The sequence below is a fragment of the uncultured Sulfitobacter sp. genome (assembly GCF_947497275.1).
Lineage (GTDB): Bacteria > Pseudomonadota > Alphaproteobacteria > Rhodobacterales > Rhodobacteraceae > Sulfitobacter.
This window is the reverse complement of the sequence record NZ_CANMFS010000004.1, coordinates 81,273-101,410: the sequence shown is the minus strand read 5'-3', so window position 1 is coordinate 101,410 and position 20,138 is coordinate 81,273. Positions and strand designations below refer to the sequence as shown.

The window sequence follows — 20,138 nt, the reverse complement described above, 5'->3', positions numbered from 1 at the left end:
TTACGCAGCAACGCCGAGCGTGTGGTGATCACAAGGCCCGGCGCTGGTTACGTTGTCTATAGAATGGATGGGCTGTCAGAATTTGTTGTCGGCGACGCGCAACTCGCGGGCGCGCGACAGGATTGCGTCCTCGACGGCACGGATGGTCGCGCGGCTGACCGGTCCGCCACGCGATTGTAGCGCGAGGTTGAGAGAGCGCGCATCAAGCGCCGGATCGTCGATCAGAACGGTCGCACGGTAAGCGCGGCCACCGCCGGGCGGTGTACCGTATCCCGTCGCGATAACACCGGTGAACGGATCGACCGACTGTACGGGTAGAAAGTTGAGCACTTCGAGCGATGCGCTCCACAGGTACCGGTTCACCAACACATTTGTCTCGGCGTCGCTTTTGTTGAGAATCGACCAGATTGTATTGTTCGGATTCGTTTCGACGTTCGAGCGGACGTTGGGATCGCTGTAGGTTTCCGGCCGTTCCGTCGCGGGGGAGCCGAAACTGCCGCTGCATGCGCCGAGTGCGGTCAAGACCAGTGCCGATACCGCTATTTTAAGTGCCTTCAAGCGCCCCATTTCCACACCCCTTGTTCTGGTTGGCTATGGAATAACCAAGCTCGCCCATCGGGGCAAGGTCTATATACCAAGGTGATTCACAGCGTCTGGCGTGGCCTGCGGAGACAAATCCGTGCGTGGTGTTCAGAGTGGGCAACATCCGCATGGCAAAACTGTGGCAAAGCTGCACCATCGGGCGCGACATTGGATTTGCACGGATGCGTTTGCTTGCCAAAAGGCGGGTCGAAGCGCAAAAGACCATCATACCTAGATCGGAATTCCCCGGTCGGGTCCTATGAATTCAAACCGAGGGAAAACTCATGAAAAAAGTTCTCTTCGCTACAACAGCTCTGGTGGCAACAGCCGGCGTTGCAGCAGCAGACGTAACATTCTCCGGCTACGGTCGTTTTGGTGTGATCTACGCCGACAACGAAGGTGGCGATGACGAAACAAGCATCACCAGCCGTCTGCGTCTGCAGATCGACGCGACAGCAGAATCCGATGCAGGCGTAGTTTTCGGTGCCCGTGCCCGTATTCAGCAGTCCGAGCGCGGCGAGCTTCTCGGCGTCCGTGAAGCGCTGAGCGACAATGGCGGCACAGGCGGCGGTACAGGCATCAACGGTGTGCGCTTCTTCGCACGTTCCGGCGGTCTGGAAGTCGGCGTCGGCAACATCTTCGGCGCTCTGGAATACATGCCAGGTCAGTATCCGATCGACCTTGGTCTGACCGGTCTGGGCTATGACTACACCACATATAACTTCCGTGGCGACCTCTACAGCTCCTCCGGTGCTGGTTCGGCAGGCGACAACGGTGTGGAAGTTCTCTACTCCTTCGGCGATTGGTCCTTCCACGTCTCCGGTTCCGACAGCAACGACCGCATCGCCGGTTGGGCAGCATATAACTGGAATGGTTTCACCTTCGCACTTGCGGGTCAGGATTCGGATCTGGAAAGCGACACCGACTGGGCAGCCTCGGTTTCCGGCAGCTTCGGCGTAGCGGATGTTGCCCTTGCGTATGCAAGCAACGGTGACGACGAAGACAATGGTAACGGCGATCACGTTGCTCTGACAGCAACCTTCGATGTTGGCGCAGCGACAAGCCTCGATCTGTACGTTGCTGACGCGGACTACTTCGAAGAAACGTCCTACGGTATCGGCGTTCACCACGATCTGGGTGGCGGCACTTCGATCCGCGGCGGTGTTGCATCGCGCGGCAACGAGCAGGTCCGGGCCGACTTGGGTGTTCGCTTCAACTTCTAAGTTGATCGCAAGCATCTGACGAAATCGGGGCGAACCTTTCAAGGTTCGCCCCTTTTCTTTTGGTCGCACCTGATATCTTTTGTAAAAAAGAGGGAGCAGCCCATGAGTTTGAAAAGCATCGAAGAACGTATTGTTACCGCCGCGAAAAGCGCAGGACGCGAGGCGTCGGATGTCACGCTGATCGCGGTCAGCAAGGTGCAACCGGACGAACGCGTACGCGCCGTTCTGAATGAGGGCCATCGGACGTTCGGCGAAAACCGGGTACAGGAGGCTTCGGCCAAGTGGCCGGGTTTCCGGCAGGATTTCGATGGTATCGAAATTCATCTGATCGGCCCCTTGCAGACCAACAAGGCCCGTCAGGCGATGGAACTGTTCGACTCAATCCATACGGTGGACCGTCCGAAGCTCGCGAAGACAATTGCGCGGCTGGCGCAAGAGCTCGGACGCTGCCCCGATCTGTTCATTCAGGTGAACACCGGCGAAGAGGATCAGAAGGCAGGCGTGCTGCCGGCAGACGCAGACGGATTTATCTCAGAATGCAAGGCCCTCGATCTGCCGGTTCAGGGGCTTATGTGCATCCCGCCGGTAGACGAAGAGGCATCGCTGCACTTTGCGCTGCTGGCCAAAATCGCTGCGCGCAACGGTCTGACCGGCCTTTCCATGGGCATGAGCAGCGATTTCGAGAAAGCGATCGCGTTGGGGGCGACCCATGTGCGTGTTGGCTCCGCCATTTTTGGCGAGCGCGTCGCGCACTAGGCCGTTAGCGGACGATCAGCCGCGTACGGTACCGGATTCCAGATGCGATGCTGTGTAGATGCGCGCGTGACAGCGCGATGCAGCCTTCGGTCGGGTATCCCGCGCGCCTGTATTGATGGACAAAGATCGCCGACCCGCGCCCCTTCACGGCGTAGGGCCAGTTCCAATCGGTGAGAAAGACCAGATCGTACAGCGGATCCGCCCGGCGAAGGCGTTCGTGACTGTGCGGGTAGGGTGCGCGCACCATCATGTTGTAATCGTCGTCAGAACTGTCGTCGGACCACAGATCGCGTGGCCCGATCGGTCTGGCCCAGGGCACGGGCCGTGCGATCCGGTCGGGCCTGTAAAGCATCCCGACAATGCGATGTACCCCGCGGGGGGTCGCGCCGTCGCCTTCTTGCTTGCGGCACGTGATGCCACCCTTTCCGATGGTGCAGGGATACAGGTCACCCTGGAATCGCAGACCTGTCGGCGTCAGCACCATGTCGTCGGGTGTCACAAAATATGTCCCGACTTCGCAGCTTTCGTCGCCAGATACTGTGCGTTGTGCCGGTTCTCGCCCACGGCGAGAGGCACGCGTTGGGCCACGCGCACGCCGCTCTGCTCCATCATCGCGACCTTGCGGGGATTGTTCGTCAGCAGGCGAACGGCGGAAAAGCCCATGGATTTCAGAATGTCCGCGCCAAGACGGAAATCACGCTCGTCGTCTTCGAAGCCAAGACGATGGTTCGCCTCGACGGTATCGAAACCCTGATCCTGAAGCGAGTAGGCCCGCATTTTGTTGGCCAGCCCGATGCCGCGGCCTTCCTGATTGAGGTACAATAGCACGCCGTGTCCTTCGGTGCCCATCTGCGCCAGTGCGGCACGCAGCTGTGGGCCGCAATCGCATTTGAGGCTGCCCATCAGATCGCCGGTGAAACAGGCAGAGTGCAGACGGCACAGAACAGGTGTGCTGCGTTCCGGACGCCCGATTTCGATGGCATAATGCTCTTCGCCGCCGTCCTCGGGGCGAAAGATGTGCAATCGGCCTGCCTCAGACACTTCCATCGGCAGGCGGGCGTGAATCACCTTGTGCAGCGGGCTGCGTTCTTTCAGGTGCAGGGCGGCGGCGTTTCCGTCAATCCGCGTCAGCACATGATCGGCGGCAAAGCGTTCCGCATCAGCGAGCGTTACCACAACCGCAGCGGGCAGAAGGCGTGCTGATTTGACCAGCGTGATAGCAAGCCGGTGCATGTCCGCAGAGCCGTCGCGTGCAGCGTTCAGTGGCCCTTTGAGCGGCGCGCGCAGGTCATCTGCCGGATCGGCGACGCTTTGCACCCAATCGAGGCTGGCATCGGCCGGCAAGGTGACGCGCGCCAGATCGCCGTCGTATGCCCGCGCCTTTAATGTCTCGGCGCGCCGCGCCGTGATGGCGATCACAGGTGCCCCGTCCAATGCCATGACATCGGCGAGCCGCGCCGCGTTCAGCGTTTCCGCCGCCAGAACCACTGCATCGCCCAGTACAACAGGAACACCCATGCGCAAATCGGCGCGCGCGCGGGAGAGCGTTTCGACTATGTCGGGAGTAAAACTCATCGGTATGTTACAACTCATCAGGACCTCAGCCTTCAATGTAGGTCACTGCGCAGGAAAATGAAATATATAGCGACCATTCCGCACGTCGCTGTGAGAACGCAGTCGCCGCCTCTTGTTGATTTGCACATCACGCATATCTTTATGGCCAAAGCAGGAGCGACCCGATGGCACAACTCAAGAAAATTCTTCTGGTGGATGATGACGACGATCTGCGCGATGCGCTGAGCGAACAGCTGATCATGACCGAAGATTTCGATGTCTTCGAAGCCGCCAACGGTGCGGACGCGATGAGCCGCGTCAAGGAAGCTCCTTATGATCTGGTGATTCTCGATGTCGGCCTGCCGGATACGGACGGGCGCGAGCTTTGCCGTCTTATGCGCAAGCAGGGCGTGAAAAGCCCGATCATGATGCTTACCGGGCACGACGGCGACGCGGATACGATCCTGGGACTGGATGCGGGGGCAAACGATTATGTCGCCAAACCATTCAAGTTTCCCGTCCTGCTTGCCCGGATCAGGGCGCAGATGCGGACTCATGAGCAGTCAGAAGACGCCATTTTTCAGCTTGGCCCCTATACTTTCCGTCCTTCGATGAAGCTCCTGATCACGGAAGACGACAAAAAGCTGCGGCTGACGGAGAAGGAAACCAACATTCTCAAGTACCTCTACCGCTCTCCCGAAGGCGTCGTGCCGCGGGATGTCTTGCTGCATGAGGTATGGGGCTACAACGCGGGGGTAACGACCCATACGCTTGAGACCCACATCTATCGCCTGCGGCAAAAGATCGAACCAGACCCCTCGAACGCCCGTTTGCTGGTCACTGAATCGGGCGGGTATCGTTTGATGATCTGAAGCGGGAACCATTCCTGCGCGCTGCGTGTTAGCCATATAACAGACAGTATTTTTCATGAGTTTTCTGTCGGTTTGAGCCTGAAGAAGAGCGGCGGGCACGATTGCCGCTCTACCCCTCCCCGATAAATCTGGCCGGGCCTTCGCGGGTCCGGCCATTTTTGTACGCAAATCCGGTGGCCGCTGAGCCATGGGCGCAGTAGGGTGCGCGAAACCACTCTGGCAGGAGCCTGCGCCCTATGTCTTTTACACTGGCCACCTGGAACATCAATTCCGTCCGTCTGCGCGAACCGCTCGTGTGCAAGCTGCTCGCAGAGGAGGGGCCGGATGTCCTGTGCCTGCAGGAATGTAAAAGCCCGGTGGACAAGATCCCGGTGGAAAGGTTCCATGCGCTTGGGTATGAGCACATGGTCGCACAGGGCCAAAAGGGCTACAACGGGGTCGCCATCCTGTCGAGGCTGCCGCTGAAAGACGCGGGAAGCCGCGACTTTGCGAGCCTCGGCCACGCGCGTCATGTCGCGGCAAAGCTGGAAAACGGGGTCGTCATCCACAACTTTTACGTGCCTGCGGGCGGGGATGTGCCGGACCGCGAGGTAAACGATAAATTCGGGCAAAAGCTGGATTATCTCGCGGAGATGCGCGACGCGTTCCATGCGGACCGGCCCGGCAAATCCATCCTTGTGGGCGATCTCAACATCGCGCCGCGCGAAGACGATGTGTGGGACCACAAGAAGCTGCTCAAGGTCGTGAGCCATACACCCGTCGAGGTCAATGCAATGGCCGAGACCCAGGACGCGGGCGGCTGGGTGGATGTCACGCGACAGGATATCCCGTCCGGGCAACTCTACAGCTGGTGGAGCTACCGCGCCCGCGAATGGGATTTGGCGGACAAGGGGCGCAGGCTTGACCATATCTGGGCGACGCCCGACATATCGAGCGCCGCACACGGAAGTCGAGTATTGCGCACCGCGCGCGGATGGGAGAAGCCAAGCGATCATGCACCGGTTTTTGCAACTTTCGATCTTTGAAGTTATGGCTTGAGACCACATATGAACACAGAACCCGACCGCTTTGCATTCAAGGACCGATGATATGATGGATTTGAACCTTACCGCTGCCGCCCCCGACGCCAACCTGATCAAGGACACGACCGAGGCGACCTTTATGGCAGATGTCGTCGAAGCGTCTCAGACGACGCCCGTTATCGTGGATTTCTGGGCACCGTGGTGCGGACCGTGCAAGACGTTGGGGCCACAGCTGGAAGCCGCTGTTGTAGCCGCCAAGGGCGCGGTCAAGATGGTGAAGATCAACGTGGACGAGGCGCAGAATATCGCCGGTCAACTGCAGATCCAGTCGATCCCGACGGTCTATGCGTTCTACGAAGGCAAGCCGATCGACGGGTTCCAAGGCGCGGTACCGCAATCCGAGATTGCCGCCTTCGTCGACCGTGTCGTCAAGGCCGCCGGTGGCGAGGCACCGACCGATACCCTGAACGATGCCGTCGAGGCTGCCGAGGAAATGCTGACCGCCGGCGAAGCGGCGGATGCGGCAGAAACCTTTGCCGCCATCCTTGGCGAGGATCCGATGCACGCGGGGGCCTACGGCGGCATGGTGCGGTCCCACATCGCGCTCGGTGATCTGGACCAAGCCGAGGGGCTGCTTAACGGTGCGCCGATCGAGATTTCCAAAGCGCCCGAGCTTGAAGCGGCACATGCCCAGCTGCAATTGGCGCGGCAGGCCGCGGATGCCGGACCCGTAGCTGAGCTTTTGGCGGCTGTGGAAGCGTCCGAGGAGGATCATCAGGCGCGTTTCGATCTGGCGCAGGCGCTTTATGCGACGGGCGATACCGAGGGCGCTGTCGCGCATCTGCTGGAACTGTTCCGCCGCGATCGTGAATGGAACGACGGTGCGGCAAAAACACAGCTTTTCATGATCTTCGACGCGCTGAAAGCGAATGATCCCGTGGTGTTGAATGGGCGCCGCAAATTGAGCTCGATGATATTTGCCTGAATGATCGGACGCGCTACCTGACCCCTATGATAAAACAAGCTGACCTGCCCGACACGATCCCGATTTTTCCGCTGGGCGGGGCGCTGTTGCTGCCGCGTTCTAGATTGCCGTTGCACATCTTCGAGCCGCGGTATCTTCAGATGATCGAGGACACCCTGAAAACCTCTACGCGCCTGATCGGCATGGTTCAGCCGAATGTCATTCCGGGCCGTGAGGGGCCGGGGTTGCACACCATCGGTTGCGCCGGGCGGATCACGCAGTTCTCCGAAACCGAGGACGGTCGCTATATGGTCACGCTTGCCGGGATTTCGCGGTTCCGGGTGTCGGCGGAAATCGAAGGATTTACCCCCTACCGCCGCTGCGAAGTTGCGTGGGACGGATTCGGGCGCGATCTGGGTACGGACGAAACGGACGGAAATTTCAACCGCGCCGCGTTTCTTGACACGCTAGGGCGGTACTTCGATGTGCGCGGTTTGTCGGCGGATTGGGAAACGCTCAAGGAAGCGGACGACGAGCTGCTGATCAACTCGCTGTCGATGATGCTGGACCTCGATTCCGAGGATAAACAGGCGCTCCTCGAAGCACCGTCGCTCAGCACCCGGCGCGAAACGCTGGTGACGTTGATCGAATACGCACTGCGTGGCGGCGCTGACGGAGATATGATGCAGTGACGGATACCAAGGTTGAATTTGACCGCAGAATGCTGGAAGCGTTGATCTGCCCGCGTACGCACACCACGCTTACCTACGACGCACAGCGGCAGGAACTTGTCTCCAAGGCAGCGGCACTTGCCTATCCGATCCGCAACGGCATTCCCGTCATGCTGATCGACGAAGCCCGCGTCATAGAGTGATCACAGCGGTGCACCGCGCATCAGGCGGGGCAGTTCCCCGGTCAGCCCTGCCGCTTCGCGAATAAAGCCACGGCGCAATCCCGGAAGCGCGTTGATCACGCCCATGCCAATGTCTCGCGCGATCCTGGTGAGCGGGTTGTCGTTTGAAAACAGCCTGTTAAAGCTGTCTGTGGCCAAGGCGAGCGCGGTATTGTCGAACCTGCGCCACTCCTGATAGCGCGCCAGCGACACAGCGCCACCAAAGTCTTCGCCCCGTCGCTGCGCGTCCACGATGACTTCGCACAGTGCCGCGATATCGCGGAACCCTGCGTTCAGGCCCTGACCGGCGATCGGATGAACGCCATGCGCGCTGTCGCCGACCAAAGCCACCCGATCCGCGACCATGTTGTGTGCCAATGACAGGCTGAGCGGGTAGGTATAGCGCGCACCGGCAAGCGAAATTTCCCCCAGGAAATCACCAAAGCGCGGGCGCAGGATGTCGAGATAGGCGTCGTCGGGCAACGCATGAATGCGCGCGGCGTTCGCGTCCGTCTCGGACCACACGATCGAGCTGCGATTGCCGGTGAGCGGCAGAATGGCCAATGGCCCGGGTGGCATAAAAAACTGATGCGCGACGCCGTCGTGCGGGTGTTCATGGTGCAAAGCACAGACGAGGGCTGTCTGGCCATACGTCCATCCGGTTCGCTTGATTCCGGCGCGCCTGGCAACGCCGGATCCGCGACCGTCCGCGCCAACGCAGAGACGTGCACGCAGCAGCTTCCCGGATGCGAGCGTCAATGTAACTCCACACGAATCGGTGGCTTGTCCCGTCACTTCGTGATCATCCAGCAGCTGTATGCCTTCGGTTCCCACGGCCTTATCCATGATGGCGCGGCGCAGATAGCGGTCTTCGATCATGTGACCCATCGGACCCTCTTCGATTTCCGCATGATCGAAGTGCATGAAGAAAGGGGATGGGCCTTCTCCGACGCGCCCGTCGGTCACTTTGATCTCAAGCATCGGTTGTGCCTGCGCCGCGACGCTTTCCCAAACGCCAATGCCGTCCAGCATCCGGACGGAGGTCAGCGCCAGCGCGTACGACCGGCCATCGAAATCGGGGACCTCGCGCGCATCGCGCCGTTGCGCATCGATTACGGTGACGTGCAGGCCAGCCCCTGCAAGAGCGATGGCAAGGGCGGGACCGTTCAGGCCGCCGCCGACGATGGCGATATCTGTGTCATAATCCATGCGCCTAATATGGGGGTGCGGCGGGGATTGTCCATGCGCCCGGACGCCGCTACCGTCGGTCCGTCAGATGAAAAGGGATACGCACGATGCAAGACTGGTTGACCATGACAGCGGCGGACCTTGGCCGGGGAATCGCGGCGGGCGAGATCGATCCGCTGGCCCTGTGCAACGCGTATCTCGATGCGATTGAGGCACATCCCTTACGGGATCGCATCTATGCCCGCGTGACCGCCGACCGCGCGCGCGCCGAAGCCGCTGCTGCGTCAGCACGGGCACAGGCGAGGCAGAGGTTGTCGCTGCTTGACGGTGTGCCGGTCAGTTGGAAGGATCTGTTCGATACCGCGGGCGTCGGGACCGAGGCAGGGTCGAAGCTGTTGGAGGGGCGTGTGCCGGACCGCGATGCGCTGGTGCTGCAAAACGCGACGGCGATGGGGTTGGTGTGCCTCGGCAAGGTTCACATGAGCGAGCTTGCTTTTTCGGGTCTGGGGTACAATCCGTCCACCGCCACACCCCCGTGCGTCAACGATCCCGACGCAGTGTCGGGGGGGTCATCGTCGGGGTCTGCCGTTTCCGTCGCGAGGGGCCTAGCGGCGGCAAGTATCGGCTCCGACACCGGGGGGTCTGTTCGGATTCCTGCCGCCTGGAACGATATCGTTGGGTTCAAGCCGACCCACGGAAGGCTCAGCCTCGAAGGGGTCGTCCCACTTGCGCTGAAATTCGACGCAGTCGGACCATTGTGCCGCTCCGTCGAAGATGCTGCGTTGGTGACAGCGATCCTGGGGGGGGGCAAGGCGCCGGATCTGTCCGGTGCCACGTTGAAGGACCGTCGCTTTGCCATCGTGACGACGGCCTTTCTGGACGATCTGCGAGACGCCCCGAAAGCCGCGTTCGAACACTCCGTCGCGGCGTTGACGGACGCTGGCGCCCAAATCGACCGGATCGAGGTGCCCGCCGTCACTGATGCGCTCGACGTGTCGGGTTGTCTTTTGACATCAGAAGCTTACGGGCTATGGCGCGATGTGATCGAAGCGCATCCCAGTAAGATGTATTCCGAGATTCTGGCCCGCTTCCGCCTCGGTCAGGAACATTCCGGCCCGGATTACGTCGCCGCTTGGGCCAAGCTGGAAGCCGCCCGCGTCGCCTATGATCGGGCGACGGCAGGCTATGATGCCGTGCTCGCACCGACAGCCCCAATCCTGCCTCCCAAGCTGGAGCGTCTCAAAAGCGATCACGACTACTACATCAACGAGAACCTTCTGACGCTGCGCAATACGCGCATAGCAAATCTGTTGGGTCTTTGCGCCCTGACGCTGCCGACAGGCACCCCCAGCTGTGGCTTGATGATGATCGGCGCCCCCGATCAGGACAGCGCGCTATTGCGGCTTGGGGCCGCGGCAGAAAAACTGTTGCGGTGACTATCCCCACGCGGGACCTAAAAGCCACAAACGCAGGTTTCCAGCAGGGTTTTTCTGGACGACGGGCAGGGGTTTACGTTACCTTCGCACAAACGGGGCGATAACGATCCCGATCCGAGGCAGTTTTAATGAAGTATCCTGAGCGGTTTTCGAACCTTCCGGCTCATGTGTGGCCCCGTCTGCGCGCCCTTCTGGACGCGCACGAAGGGGGTGGTCCCTTGATCCAGATGACCATCGGCGAGCCGAAACATGTGTTTCCGGCGTGGGTCACCGATGTGATCGCGCAGAACGCCGTTGGCTTTAACAGCTATCCACCCAACGACGGGACACCCGAACTGCGCGGTGCCATCGCCGACTGGATCGCGCGGCGTTACGGTGTGCCGGTGGATGCCGACACCCAGGTCATGGCGTTGAATGGCACGCGCGAAGGGTTGTACAACGCAGTGATCGCGCTGTGCCCCGAGACGAAGAACGGTCAGAAACCCGCAATCGCGCTGCCGAATCCGTTTTATCCCGTGTACATGATCGCGGCAATTTCCGGGGCCTGCGATCCGGTGATGGTGAATGCCACCGCCGAAACCGGCTATCTGCCTGATTTCGGGTCTGTCGATGCGAACACGCTGTCGCGAACAGTCGCGGTTTATGTTTGCTCCCCCGCCAACCCACAGGGGGCAGTCGCCACGCGCACATACTGGGAGAACCTGATCCGTCTGGCTGAAAAACACGACTTCTTTATCTTCGCGGATGAATGCTACTCCGAGATCTACCGCGACACCCCGCCGGTGGGCGCGCTTCAGGCCGCGCACGAGATGGGCGCGGATCTCAACCGGGTCGTGATCTTTCACAGCCTGAGCAAACGCTCGAACCTGCCGGGGTTGCGGTCAGGCTTTGTCGCAAGCGGCGCCGAAACCATGCGCGAGATCAAACAGCTTCGCAATTTCTCCGGCGCGCCTCTCGCCTTGCCGTTGCAGGCCGCGTCGGCCGCCGTCTGGGCGGATGAGGCGCATGTGGTCGAGAACCGCGCGCTTTACGCCGAAAAGTTTGAGATCGCGGACCGGATCTTTGGCAATGTGCCGGGGTATTTCAGCCCCGAAGGCGGATTTTTTCTGTGGCTGCCTGTCGAGGATGACGAAGCGGCCGCTGTAAAGCTGTGGACGGAAGCCGGCGTCAAGGTGCTGCCGGGCAGCTATCTGGCGCAGGACGTGCCGGGACAGGAAAATCCCGGCAAAAAATACATACGGGCGGCCCTCGTGGCCTCCAAGGAAGAGACAGAGCGGGGCTTGCGTGCCATCCGTGACTGTCTGTACGCGGTTTAGGACGAGGGACGAGGTATGGCATATCAGACACGCGGGCGCGATCCCCTGCTGGACAGCACAATGACCGAGGCGATTGAAAAGCGCGGCAAGGAGCTGCTTGGCGTGGTACTGGTGGTGCTGGGTGTAATGGCGACGATGATGATCGGAAGCTATACGCCGGACGACCCGAACTGGATGCTGGCCACGGACGCACCCGCGCAAAACTTGCTTGGCCGGATGGGCGCATCTCTCGCCGCGCCGTTGTTCATGATCGTGGGCTGGGGTGCCTGGGGTATTGCAATCGTGCTGCTGGTCTGGGGCGTGCGTTTCGCACTGCACCGGGGACAGGAGCGCGCGATGGGGCGGCTGATCTTTGCGCCGATCGCTGTGGCTCTCGGCTCGATCTACGCCGCGACGCTGACGCCTGACGCGCAATGGCTGCAAACGCATAGCTTCGGGCTGGGCGGTCTCTTTGGCGATACCGTGATGGGGGTAATCCTGACGGTGTTGCCGATCGGATCGACGTTTACGGTCAAACTGATGTCGTTTCTGATGGGCATCGGAATACTGGCGCTCGGGGCTTTCGTTCTGGGGTCCACGAAATCTGAACTGACCACCTTTGCCCGCTTCCTGATGGTGGGAACCATTGTGGCCTACGCCGGTTTGATGAACCTTTTGGGGCGCGGTGCGAGTGGTGCCGTTGTCGCCGCCCAAGGGATGCAGGCCAAGCAGGCACAGCGCCGTGAGGAGCGCCGCGTTGCTGCACAGGCACAAACAGCCCACGCGCACCCCGAGGATCCTGCCGTCGCAGCACCCGCGCGCAAAGCGCCTCTGATTGCGTCCCGGAACATCCCCGCGGCACCGGCGTATGCCGAACCGGTGGAGGATGCATATGATGTGCCCGAGGCCGAGCCGAAAGTTGGATTGCTTGCCCGGATGCCCGGTTTGATCAAACGCTCCGATGTCCTGCCGGAGCCGGAGCTGGTCGAGCATGCGCAGGACGGTGTCTATGACGAGCAACCGGACCAAGACCGCATCAAGTCCAAAATCTCGGATGTGATAAAGAACCGCGTGCGCACCACCCGCGCAGTGCATGTCGCCGCGACCGCGCCATTGACCAAAGGTCGGGGCCGGGGCCCTGATCCGCTGCTTCTGAATACCGCACGCGCCGAGCCGCCGCTGACGTCAAAAGCGCCGGAACCTGCCGGCTTGCCCGCTGAGCCGCCGCTGACCCGGAAAACAACAGCGCCTGTCCATGCGGACGCGGCACCGACGGATCAATACGACGGTGCGCAGTATGACAACACAGAGTACGACGACGCAGAAGACGGCAGTGCCGACGACGTCAACCTGTTTGCCGAGCCGGTCGAGGACACCGATGTGCTCGAAGAGCCGCTGGCCCTGCGCGCGTCTCCCGCGCCGGTCACTACCCCGCCGATTCCCGTGGCAGAACCAAAACGCGTCGTGCAGCCGTTGGCGCGCAAGCCCGTACCGCAGAGCAAGCAGGCAAAGGCCGAAGCGCAACCGGCGCTGTCGTTCGACGACTCTCATCCTGGGTTTGAATTGCCGCCGCTGAGCCTGCTGGAATCCGCCGATAATGTGGCGCGCCTGCATTTGAGCGACGAGGCGTTGGAAGAGAATGCGAGGATGCTGGAGACGGTTCTGGACGACTATGGCGTGAAGGGCGAAATTGTCGCCGTCCGGCCCGGTCCTGTCGTCACCATGTACGAGCTCGAACCCGCTCCCGGCCTCAAGGCATCTCGCGTGATCGGCCTTGCCGACGATATCGCGCGCTCGATGGCGGCGCTGTCCGCGCGCGTCTCGACCGTGCCGGGCCGGTCGGTCATCGGCATCGAACTGCCGAACGAGAACCGTGAAAAGGTGGTTTTGCGCGAAATCCTGTCAAGCCGCGACTTCGGCGATGGCAACCAGAACCTGCCGCTTGCCCTAGGCAAGGACATCGGTGGTGAACCTGTTGTGGCGAACCTCGCCAAGATGCCTCACCTGCTGATCGCGGGGACGACCGGTTCGGGTAAATCCGTGGCGATCAACACCATGATCCTCAGCCTGCTGTACAAGCTGAGCCCGCAGGAGTGCCGGATGATCATGATCGACCCGAAGATGCTGGAACTCAGCGTCTATGACGGTATTCCGCATCTGCTGTCTCCCGTCGTGACGGACCCCAAGAAGGCGCTTGTTGCGTTGAAATGGACAGTAGGCGAGATGGAAGATCGCTATCGCAAGATGTCGAAGATGGGCGTGCGCAACATCGAAGGCTACAACGGCCGCGTCCGCGAGGCGTTGGCCAAAGGCGAAATGTTCAGCCGCACGGTGCAGACCGGTTTCGACGAAGACACCGGCGAGCCGATTTTCGAGACGGAAGAGAACACACCCGTGGCGCTGCCCTATATTGTGGTCATCGTCGATGAGATGGCGGACCTGATGATGGTCGCCGGCAAGGAGATCGAAGCCTGCATCCAGCGTCTGGCGCAGATGGCGCGCGCGTCCGGTATCCACCTGATCATGGCAACACAGCGCCCGTCCGTGGACGTGATCACCGGCACGATCAAGGCGAACTTTCCGACCCGCATTTCGTTTCAGGTCACATCGAAGATCGACAGCCGAACCATTCTGGGTGAGATGGGAGCGGAGCAGCTTCTGGGCATGGGTGACATGCTGTACATGGCGGGCGGCTCGAAAATCGTACGCTGCCACGGCCCGTTCGTAAGCGACGAGGAAGTTGAGGAAATCGTCAACCACCTCAAGCAATTCGGAGAACCGGATTATGTGAGCGGCGTGGTCGAAGGGCCACCCGACGACAAGGAGGGTGACATCGACGCGGTGCTGGGCCTGAACACAGGTGGCAACACCGATGGCGAGGATGCACTGTACGATACAGCCGTTCAGGTTGTCATCAAGGACCGAAAATGTTCCACCTCCTATATCCAGCGCAAGCTGGCTATCGGATACAACAAAGCCGCGCGACTGGTTGAACAGATGGAGGACGAGGGTCTCGTTTCTCCGGCGAACCATGTCGGTAAACGCGAAATTCTGGTGCCGGAACAAGGATAGGCTTACCTCCGTTCCTCCGCTTGTCGGCACCCAGACCTGACCGCCGGAAGAGATTCCGGCGGTTTTTTCTTGTGTAATGACAACCTGCCTTGCGCTCTGCGGGAACAACTGCACCACGCCGTCCGTTGTGCGCGAAAGGAGGGACGGTAATGAGTGATGACATTACGTCTGCGGGCGAAATTCTTGATAAACTAGACGCATTGGCGACGGATGAAGACGACGTCAGCGTCGGCGATGTTGTTGACGCCCTTGGAGGGCGCGGTTTTGGACCGTTGATCTTTGTTCTCGCGCTGCTGGTTGTCTCTCCGCTCGGGGGGATCCCCCTTGTTCCGACGTTCATGGCACTGTTGGTTGCATTGATCGCCACCCAACTCGTGCTGCAACGCGATACGCTTTGGCTTCCGTCGTTTCTGCGCGACCGCAAGGTCGACGATGACCGCGTACAGAACGCTGTCGACAAGATGCGGGGCCCGGTCGATTGGCTTGATGCGCACACCGGCGCGCGGCTGTCGGCGCTGGTGTCCGGACCGGCGCATACCGTGGCCGCCGCTGTGGTTGTTGGTCTGTGCCTGCTCGTACCCCCATCGGAGCTTATCCCCTTTGCCGCAATCGTGCCGATGGCGGCAATCGCGCTGCTCGGTCTGGCGCTGACGGTGCGCGATGGCGTTGTCATGCTGCTCGGACTTCTGTGCGCGGCGGCTGCACTCTACGCCTTGTGGGGGTGGGTGATCTGACCTGCGCAAAATCCCGCGGGCTGATATCGCATATCATTGCCCTTGCCCCTATGTGTAAATTCAGAGCAGACAATCAAGGAACACCGCCGATGAGATTTTTGAAAACGTTAACCCTCAGCGTGGCCATCGCCTGTGCCTCGGCGGGAGCATCTTTTGCGGACAAGTTGCCATTGAGCAGCATCAGCAGCTATCTCAACGGGCTGACCACCGCCACAGGTGCTTTCACGCAGATCAACGGTGACGGTACGATCTCGACCGGGACGATCTATATCAAGCGGCCTGGACGGGTGAGGTTCGAATACAACGCGCCCGATGGCGGTCTGGTTATAGCGGGAAGCAATACCGTTGTTATCTACGACACCAAGTCGAACGAGCCACCTGAGACCTACCCGCTGTCGCGCACGCCGCTGTCGATCATTCTGGCGCGGAACGTAAACCTGGGTCAGGCGAAAATGGTTACAGGTCACACCTATGACGGGACGGCGACAACTGTAACTGCCCAAGATCCTGACAATCCACAGTATGGAAACATCCAGATGAAGTTCACCGGCCCGCAACCGCAATTGCGCCAGTGGATCATCAATGACGGAAACGGCGGTCAAACGACCGTTGTACTGGGCGACCTGAAGGTGGGGGGCAATCTTGCTAACAAACTGTTCGATGTGGGCAGTCCCGGTTCCGTGAACCGCTGACAGCGAAATGACGAAGGGGCCGAACAGCCCCTTCGTTGCTTATCTCAGGCGGCAGGCCGCAATCTGGTCGCGGTACATGAATGACCGCGCCTCAACCTTGCCTGCGACGCCAACAAGCCATGGCTTGGCGTTGTAGCTGGCCCGTGAAAAACCGGTGTGCCCTTCATGATAGGCAAGATACTGGTTCCGCGCGTCCCGAAGGGAAATGCCGTTCCGCTCGCGGCTGATGTTCATGTACCATCCCATGAAGTCTGTGGCGTCCGTGATCCTGTCCCGCTTGGCACTGCGCCGACCTGCGGATTTGACGTATTCGTCCCACGTCGCGTCCAAGGCCTGACTGTAGCCAAAGGCACTGGACTGCCTGCCCATGGGAATCACCCCAAGGACATAACGAAACGGGGTACGCGCGTCGGGGACGAACTTGCTCTCCTGATGGATTGTCGCCATCTGGACATGGATGGGGATACCCCATTTGCGTTCGGTCGCCTTGAAGGCGCGGTGGTATGCGGGGCGCTCTCTGAGAATTGTACATGCATTGTCCAGATCGCGTGGCGCGTTGCCGTACGATCCGCCGCAGGATGCGAGCAGAAGTACAAGTATCAGTGCGCGAAGGGGTGTTTTCATCTGCCTCTCGCCTCAATCGTCGTTTTTTGTGTTTTCACACATGATAACCTAGAACGCTCCGTTCTCACAGAGGAAATCCTACAAAATTGCAGCCAAAAGCAGCGGTATTGCGCCCACGGAGATCACAGTGGACACCACGACAAGCCCGGCAACCGCTTGCGCATCCGCACCGTATTTCTCTGCGAGCAGGTACGACGTCACCGCAACAGGCGTCGCGACCTGAAGAACGAGGACACCAAACGCGATGCGATCGAGATCGAAAACGAGCGCAACACACCACGCGACAGCTATGCAAAGCGACAGCTTGACCATCGACAGGATCACCGCCCGCCCGATGCCGCCGGGTTTGAGCCGCGCGACCGCGACGCCAAGTGTGATCAGCATCAAGGGTATCGCCATCTGCCCAATCAGCGACAGTGCATTCGTCAGAAATTGCGGCGTCTGCCATTCCTGCCACAAGAATATGCCGCCCAGAACACTGGCCCAGACCAGCGGTTCGCGCACGACCTTTCCCAGCGACCCGGTGCCCGCGACAAGCCAGATGCCGAATGTAAACGACCAGATGGCCATGATCGCAAATACGATCACTGCATAGCTCAATCCCGATTCACCGAAAGCGAACAGCGCGAGCGGCAGGCCCACATTTCCCGTATTACCGAAAATGAGCGGCGCGAGATAGGTCCGACGATCCAACCCCGCCCCCCAAACGAGAAGCGCCACAGCAACCGACAGGATGCCATAGGCCGCGATGCTGGCCAGGGAAAGGGCGGCAAGTGCTGTCGCGTCGATCTGTGTTTGCATAAGGGAGACGAAGATCAGGCACGGCACGGCAAACGTCATGGAAAGCTGTGTGACAAAGGCTATTCTGTATTCGAAACCAAGTTTGACCCAAACAAATCCGATACCGGCCAGAAGAAACACCGGTGCCACGATTTCGAGAACTGTAAGTGTCAAGTTCACAGACTGTTTCCTTTAAGTAAGGCGCAAAAATTGGACAAAATGCCCTTGTTCCGGGTACAAACGAAGCGTAGGGAGCGCAGTGGTATGATCAGAACGCGCGCAAAATATCATCTGGGCCAGGTTGTCCGTCATAAAAAGCACCCTTTTCGGGGCGTGATTTTCGATGTCGATCCCGAATTTTCCAATACCGAAGAGTGGTATGAAGCGATTCCCGAGGACAGCCGCCCGATCAAGGATCAGCCGTTCTATCATCTGCTCGCCGAAAATGACCAAAGCTATTACGTAGCTTATGTGTCGGAGCAGAATCTCGTGGCCGATTACTCTGGGGAACCGGTGGATCATCCCGACATTCCCGACCTTTTTGGTCCGTTTGAAAACGGCGCTTACCCTCTTCATTTTCAACTGAACTGAGAGATGCGAGGGCGGCAATGGATTGCCGCCTCGCTGCTGGCGATTTCAATAGCCCAGGGCACACCCGTCCTTGCGCGGATCGCTTGCACCTTCAAGCAGGCCGCTCTCATGGATCTTGATCGCCTGTGCGCCGCCAATGGCAGTCTGGGGAATGGCCACATTGTGGCCCATGTCCGAGAGGGCCGCACGCACATCATCGCTGTAACCCCGTTCGACGTTCAATGTGCCGCCGTCTGAAAACGCGCGTGGTGCGTCGATGGCGGTTTGCGGGTCCATGCCGAAATCCGAGAGATTGCTGGCGAATCTTGCGTGCCCGCAGGGCTGGTAGGCACCGCCCATTACGCCGAACGGCATCAGTACCCGTCCGTTTTGGCGAATCATGCCGGGAATGATTGTGTGCATCGGGCGCTTGCCACCCCCAAGCTCGTTCGGGTGCCCCTCTTCGAGGGTGAAACCAGCCCCCCGGTTCTGCAGCAGAACGCCGAACTTCTCCGACGCTATACCGGAGCCGAACCCGTGGAAGATCGAATAAATCAACGATACTGCCATTCCATCGCTGTCTACCACGGTGATGTAGATGGTGTCCTTGTGCACCGCTTCTGACAGGTCTGCGGGGCTTTGCATGGCTTTCTTGGGGTCAATCAGGGCGGCCAGCCTGCGAGCCGTTTCCATATCAAGCATGTGCGCGGTACGGGTCATGTAGTCTTCATCCGAGATGAAGCGATTGCGCGTGTCATAGGCAAGCTTGGCCGCTTCGGCCTCGATGTGGACACGTTCCGCACTGTGTGGGCCCATCCCGGCGATGTCGAACTGTGCAAGGATGTTGAGCATCAGCAGCGCAGTGGCGCCCTGACCGTTCGGCGGATGCTCGACGACTTCGAGGTCTTTGTACATCGCGGCAATCGGGTCTGCCGCGGTGCAGGCGGCAGCGGCAAGATCATCGGCAGTGTGTTTTCCGCCCGCCGCCGTGAGCGCTGCTAGGATGTCTTCGGCGACTTCGCCTTTATAAAAGGCGTCGCGCCCGTCCTTGGCCACGCGGCGCAGCACCTCGGCTTGACCGGGGGCGCGGAAAATCTCTCCTGCCTTCGGGACGTTACCGTTCACAAGGTAGTGGTCGCGCGCAGCGCCTTTGAGCACTTTTGCGTCCTTGCCCCAGTCGAATGCGACTCGCGGGGCGACGGGGACGCCTTCGTCGGCGTATTTGATCGCGGGGGCAAGCACCGCATCCAGACCGAGTTTGCCGACTTTCTCGGACAGGTGGCAGAACGCATCGATTGCGCCGGGGACGGTCACGGCGTGCGCGCCGTACAGCGGCACGTTGCTTTCGCCCGCTTCGCGCAATGTCGCGGCGTCCAACGCAGCTGGCGCGCGGCCTGACCCGTTGAGCGCATGCACCTTGTCACTGCCCCCATCGGACCACAAAACGAAACAATCCCCGCCGATCCCGGTCATCTGCGGTTCGCAGATCCCCAAGAGCACCGCGCCCGCAATGGCCGCGTCCATCGCGTTTCCGCCACGTTCCAGCACGTCGATCGCTGCCTTGGCGCCAAGCGGATGCGATGTGGCGCACATACCGTTGCTGGACAGTACGGGAGAACGGCCGGGAAGTTGGAAGTCACGCATTGGGAAAAGCCTCGCTGTCGATGATATTTGCGGCCAACCTACTGCGAAGCTGCTTCGGTGCCAATCTATCTTGAACGGGGAGGAGTGTGCCCCGGCGCCGCGTACTGGGTGGGGGCAATTAAACGCGACGCCGAGGGAAGCTATATGCAGCTACAGGAACTTGTATGCTGCTGCCGCATGGCGAAACTGTGGTGGACCTGCGGTTCTTTCAGGGAATTGCGGCGCCGATAAATGTGCA

The 20,138-nt window shown here is 60.2% G+C and carries 20 protein-coding genes; 13 read left to right on the top strand and 7 right to left on the bottom strand.

Annotated features, from left to right (window positions below; translation table 11 throughout):
- Positions 1 to 75 precede the first annotated feature (75 nt).
- Positions 76 to 567 (bottom strand): DUF3576 domain-containing protein, encoded by a 492-nt coding sequence (locus Q1A06_RS09840; protein ID WP_299562375.1) that lies wholly within the window; start codon positions 565 to 567, stop codon positions 76 to 78.
- A 299-nt stretch (positions 568 to 866) separates the two neighbouring features.
- On the opposite strand from Q1A06_RS09840, the gene Q1A06_RS09835 reads away from it, so the two are divergent.
- Positions 867 to 1,805 carry a porin gene (locus Q1A06_RS09835; RefSeq protein ID WP_299562372.1) on the top strand — a complete coding sequence of 313 codons (939 nt, stop codon included), beginning with the start codon at positions 867 to 869 and terminating at the stop codon, positions 1,803 to 1,805.
- 102 nt (positions 1,806 to 1,907) lie between these two features.
- Positions 1,908 to 2,561, top strand: a complete 654-nt coding sequence (locus Q1A06_RS09830) for a YggS family pyridoxal phosphate-dependent enzyme (protein ID WP_299562370.1) — start codon at positions 1,908 to 1,910, stop codon at positions 2,559 to 2,561.
- A 4-nt stretch (positions 2,562 to 2,565) separates the two neighbouring features.
- Here the strand turns inward: Q1A06_RS09830 and Q1A06_RS09825 are convergent, their stop codons facing one another.
- Together Q1A06_RS09825 and ribA are read right to left on the bottom strand one after the other, a co-directional pair.
- Complete coding sequence (locus Q1A06_RS09825) at positions 2,566 to 3,060, bottom strand: L,D-transpeptidase family protein (RefSeq protein WP_299562367.1); 495 nt, start codon at positions 3,058 to 3,060, stop codon at positions 2,566 to 2,568.
- Positions 3,057 to 4,136, bottom strand: coding sequence for a GTP cyclohydrolase II (gene ribA, locus Q1A06_RS09820; protein ID WP_299562364.1), 1,080 nt, complete (start codon positions 4,134 to 4,136; stop codon positions 3,057 to 3,059). The genes Q1A06_RS09825 and ribA overlap by 4 nt, the downstream gene beginning before the upstream one ends.
- A 164-nt stretch (positions 4,137 to 4,300) precedes the next feature.
- On the opposite strand from ribA, the gene Q1A06_RS09815 reads away from it, so the two are divergent.
- The 5 genes from Q1A06_RS09815 to Q1A06_RS09795 all read left to right on the top strand — a co-directional run bounded on the left by Q1A06_RS09815 (position 4,301) and on the right by Q1A06_RS09795 (position 7,847).
- Positions 4,301 to 4,987: a response regulator transcription factor gene (locus tag Q1A06_RS09815; RefSeq protein ID WP_299562361.1), complete on the top strand. Its 687-nt coding sequence runs from the start codon at positions 4,301 to 4,303 to the stop codon at positions 4,985 to 4,987.
- A gap of 236 nt (positions 4,988 to 5,223) precedes the next feature.
- On the top strand, positions 5,224 to 6,012 hold the full coding sequence (locus tag Q1A06_RS09810) for an exodeoxyribonuclease III (RefSeq protein WP_299562359.1): 789 nt from the start codon (positions 5,224 to 5,226) through the stop codon (positions 6,010 to 6,012).
- A 64-nt stretch (positions 6,013 to 6,076) separates the two neighbouring features.
- The gene (locus Q1A06_RS09805; protein ID WP_299562356.1) at positions 6,077 to 6,994 is read left to right on the top strand and encodes a tetratricopeptide repeat protein; all 918 of its coding nucleotides are present in this window, start codon (positions 6,077 to 6,079) and stop codon (positions 6,992 to 6,994) included.
- Between the two features lie 26 nt (positions 6,995 to 7,020).
- On the top strand, positions 7,021 to 7,665 hold the full coding sequence (locus Q1A06_RS09800) for an LON peptidase substrate-binding domain-containing protein (RefSeq protein WP_299562353.1): 645 nt from the start codon (positions 7,021 to 7,023) through the stop codon (positions 7,663 to 7,665).
- On the top strand, positions 7,662 to 7,847 hold the full coding sequence (locus tag Q1A06_RS09795) for a Trm112 family protein (protein ID WP_299562350.1): 186 nt from the start codon (positions 7,662 to 7,664) through the stop codon (positions 7,845 to 7,847). The genes Q1A06_RS09800 and Q1A06_RS09795 overlap by 4 nt, the downstream gene beginning before the upstream one ends.
- Here the strand turns inward: Q1A06_RS09795 and Q1A06_RS09790 are convergent, their stop codons facing one another.
- Positions 7,848 to 9,074 carry an FAD-dependent monooxygenase gene (locus tag Q1A06_RS09790; RefSeq protein WP_299562347.1) on the bottom strand — a complete coding sequence of 409 codons (1,227 nt, stop codon included), beginning with the start codon at positions 9,072 to 9,074 and terminating at the stop codon, positions 7,848 to 7,850. It abuts the gene before it with no gap.
- Positions 9,075 to 9,160: 86 nt separating this feature from the next.
- Between Q1A06_RS09790 and Q1A06_RS09785 the strand changes: the two genes are divergently transcribed.
- From Q1A06_RS09785 to Q1A06_RS09765, 5 genes are all read left to right on the top strand, one after another.
- Positions 9,161 to 10,489 carry an amidase family protein gene (locus Q1A06_RS09785; protein WP_299562345.1) on the top strand — a complete coding sequence of 443 codons (1,329 nt, stop codon included), beginning with the start codon at positions 9,161 to 9,163 and terminating at the stop codon, positions 10,487 to 10,489.
- Positions 10,490 to 10,617: 128 nt separating this feature from the next.
- On the top strand, positions 10,618 to 11,805 hold the full coding sequence (locus tag Q1A06_RS09780) for an aminotransferase class I/II-fold pyridoxal phosphate-dependent enzyme (protein WP_299562342.1): 1,188 nt from the start codon (positions 10,618 to 10,620) through the stop codon (positions 11,803 to 11,805).
- A gap of 15 nt (positions 11,806 to 11,820) precedes the next feature.
- The gene (locus tag Q1A06_RS09775; RefSeq protein ID WP_299562339.1) at positions 11,821 to 14,856 is read left to right on the top strand and encodes a DNA translocase FtsK 4TM domain-containing protein; all 3,036 of its coding nucleotides are present in this window, start codon (positions 11,821 to 11,823) and stop codon (positions 14,854 to 14,856) included.
- A gap of 149 nt (positions 14,857 to 15,005) precedes the next feature.
- A complete protein-coding gene (locus tag Q1A06_RS09770; RefSeq protein ID WP_299562336.1) occupies positions 15,006 to 15,590 on the top strand; it encodes an exopolysaccharide biosynthesis protein in 585 nt (194 codons plus the stop codon).
- 89 nt (positions 15,591 to 15,679) lie between these two features.
- Positions 15,680 to 16,282, top strand: a complete 603-nt coding sequence (locus Q1A06_RS09765; RefSeq protein ID WP_299562333.1) for an outer membrane lipoprotein carrier protein LolA — start codon at positions 15,680 to 15,682, stop codon at positions 16,280 to 16,282.
- Positions 16,283 to 16,321: 39 nt separating this feature from the next.
- Here Q1A06_RS09765 and Q1A06_RS09760 read toward each other — a convergent pair whose 3' ends face one another.
- Both Q1A06_RS09760 and Q1A06_RS09755 read right to left on the bottom strand, forming a co-directional pair.
- The gene (locus tag Q1A06_RS09760) at positions 16,322 to 16,906 is read right to left on the bottom strand and encodes a lytic transglycosylase (RefSeq protein ID WP_299562330.1); all 585 of its coding nucleotides are present in this window, start codon (positions 16,904 to 16,906) and stop codon (positions 16,322 to 16,324) included.
- Between the two features lie 78 nt (positions 16,907 to 16,984).
- Complete coding sequence (locus Q1A06_RS09755) at positions 16,985 to 17,866, bottom strand: AEC family transporter (protein WP_299562327.1); 882 nt, start codon at positions 17,864 to 17,866, stop codon at positions 16,985 to 16,987.
- An 84-nt stretch (positions 17,867 to 17,950) separates the two neighbouring features.
- Between Q1A06_RS09755 and hspQ the strand changes: the two genes are divergently transcribed.
- Positions 17,951 to 18,277, top strand: coding sequence for a heat shock protein HspQ (gene hspQ / locus Q1A06_RS09750; RefSeq protein ID WP_299562324.1), 327 nt, complete (start codon positions 17,951 to 17,953; stop codon positions 18,275 to 18,277).
- A gap of 45 nt (positions 18,278 to 18,322) precedes the next feature.
- Here the strand turns inward: hspQ and Q1A06_RS09745 are convergent, their stop codons facing one another.
- Positions 18,323 to 19,900 (bottom strand): gamma-glutamyltransferase family protein, encoded by a 1,578-nt coding sequence (locus tag Q1A06_RS09745; RefSeq protein ID WP_299562321.1) that lies wholly within the window; start codon positions 19,898 to 19,900, stop codon positions 18,323 to 18,325.
- Positions 19,901 to 20,138 lie beyond the last annotated feature (238 nt).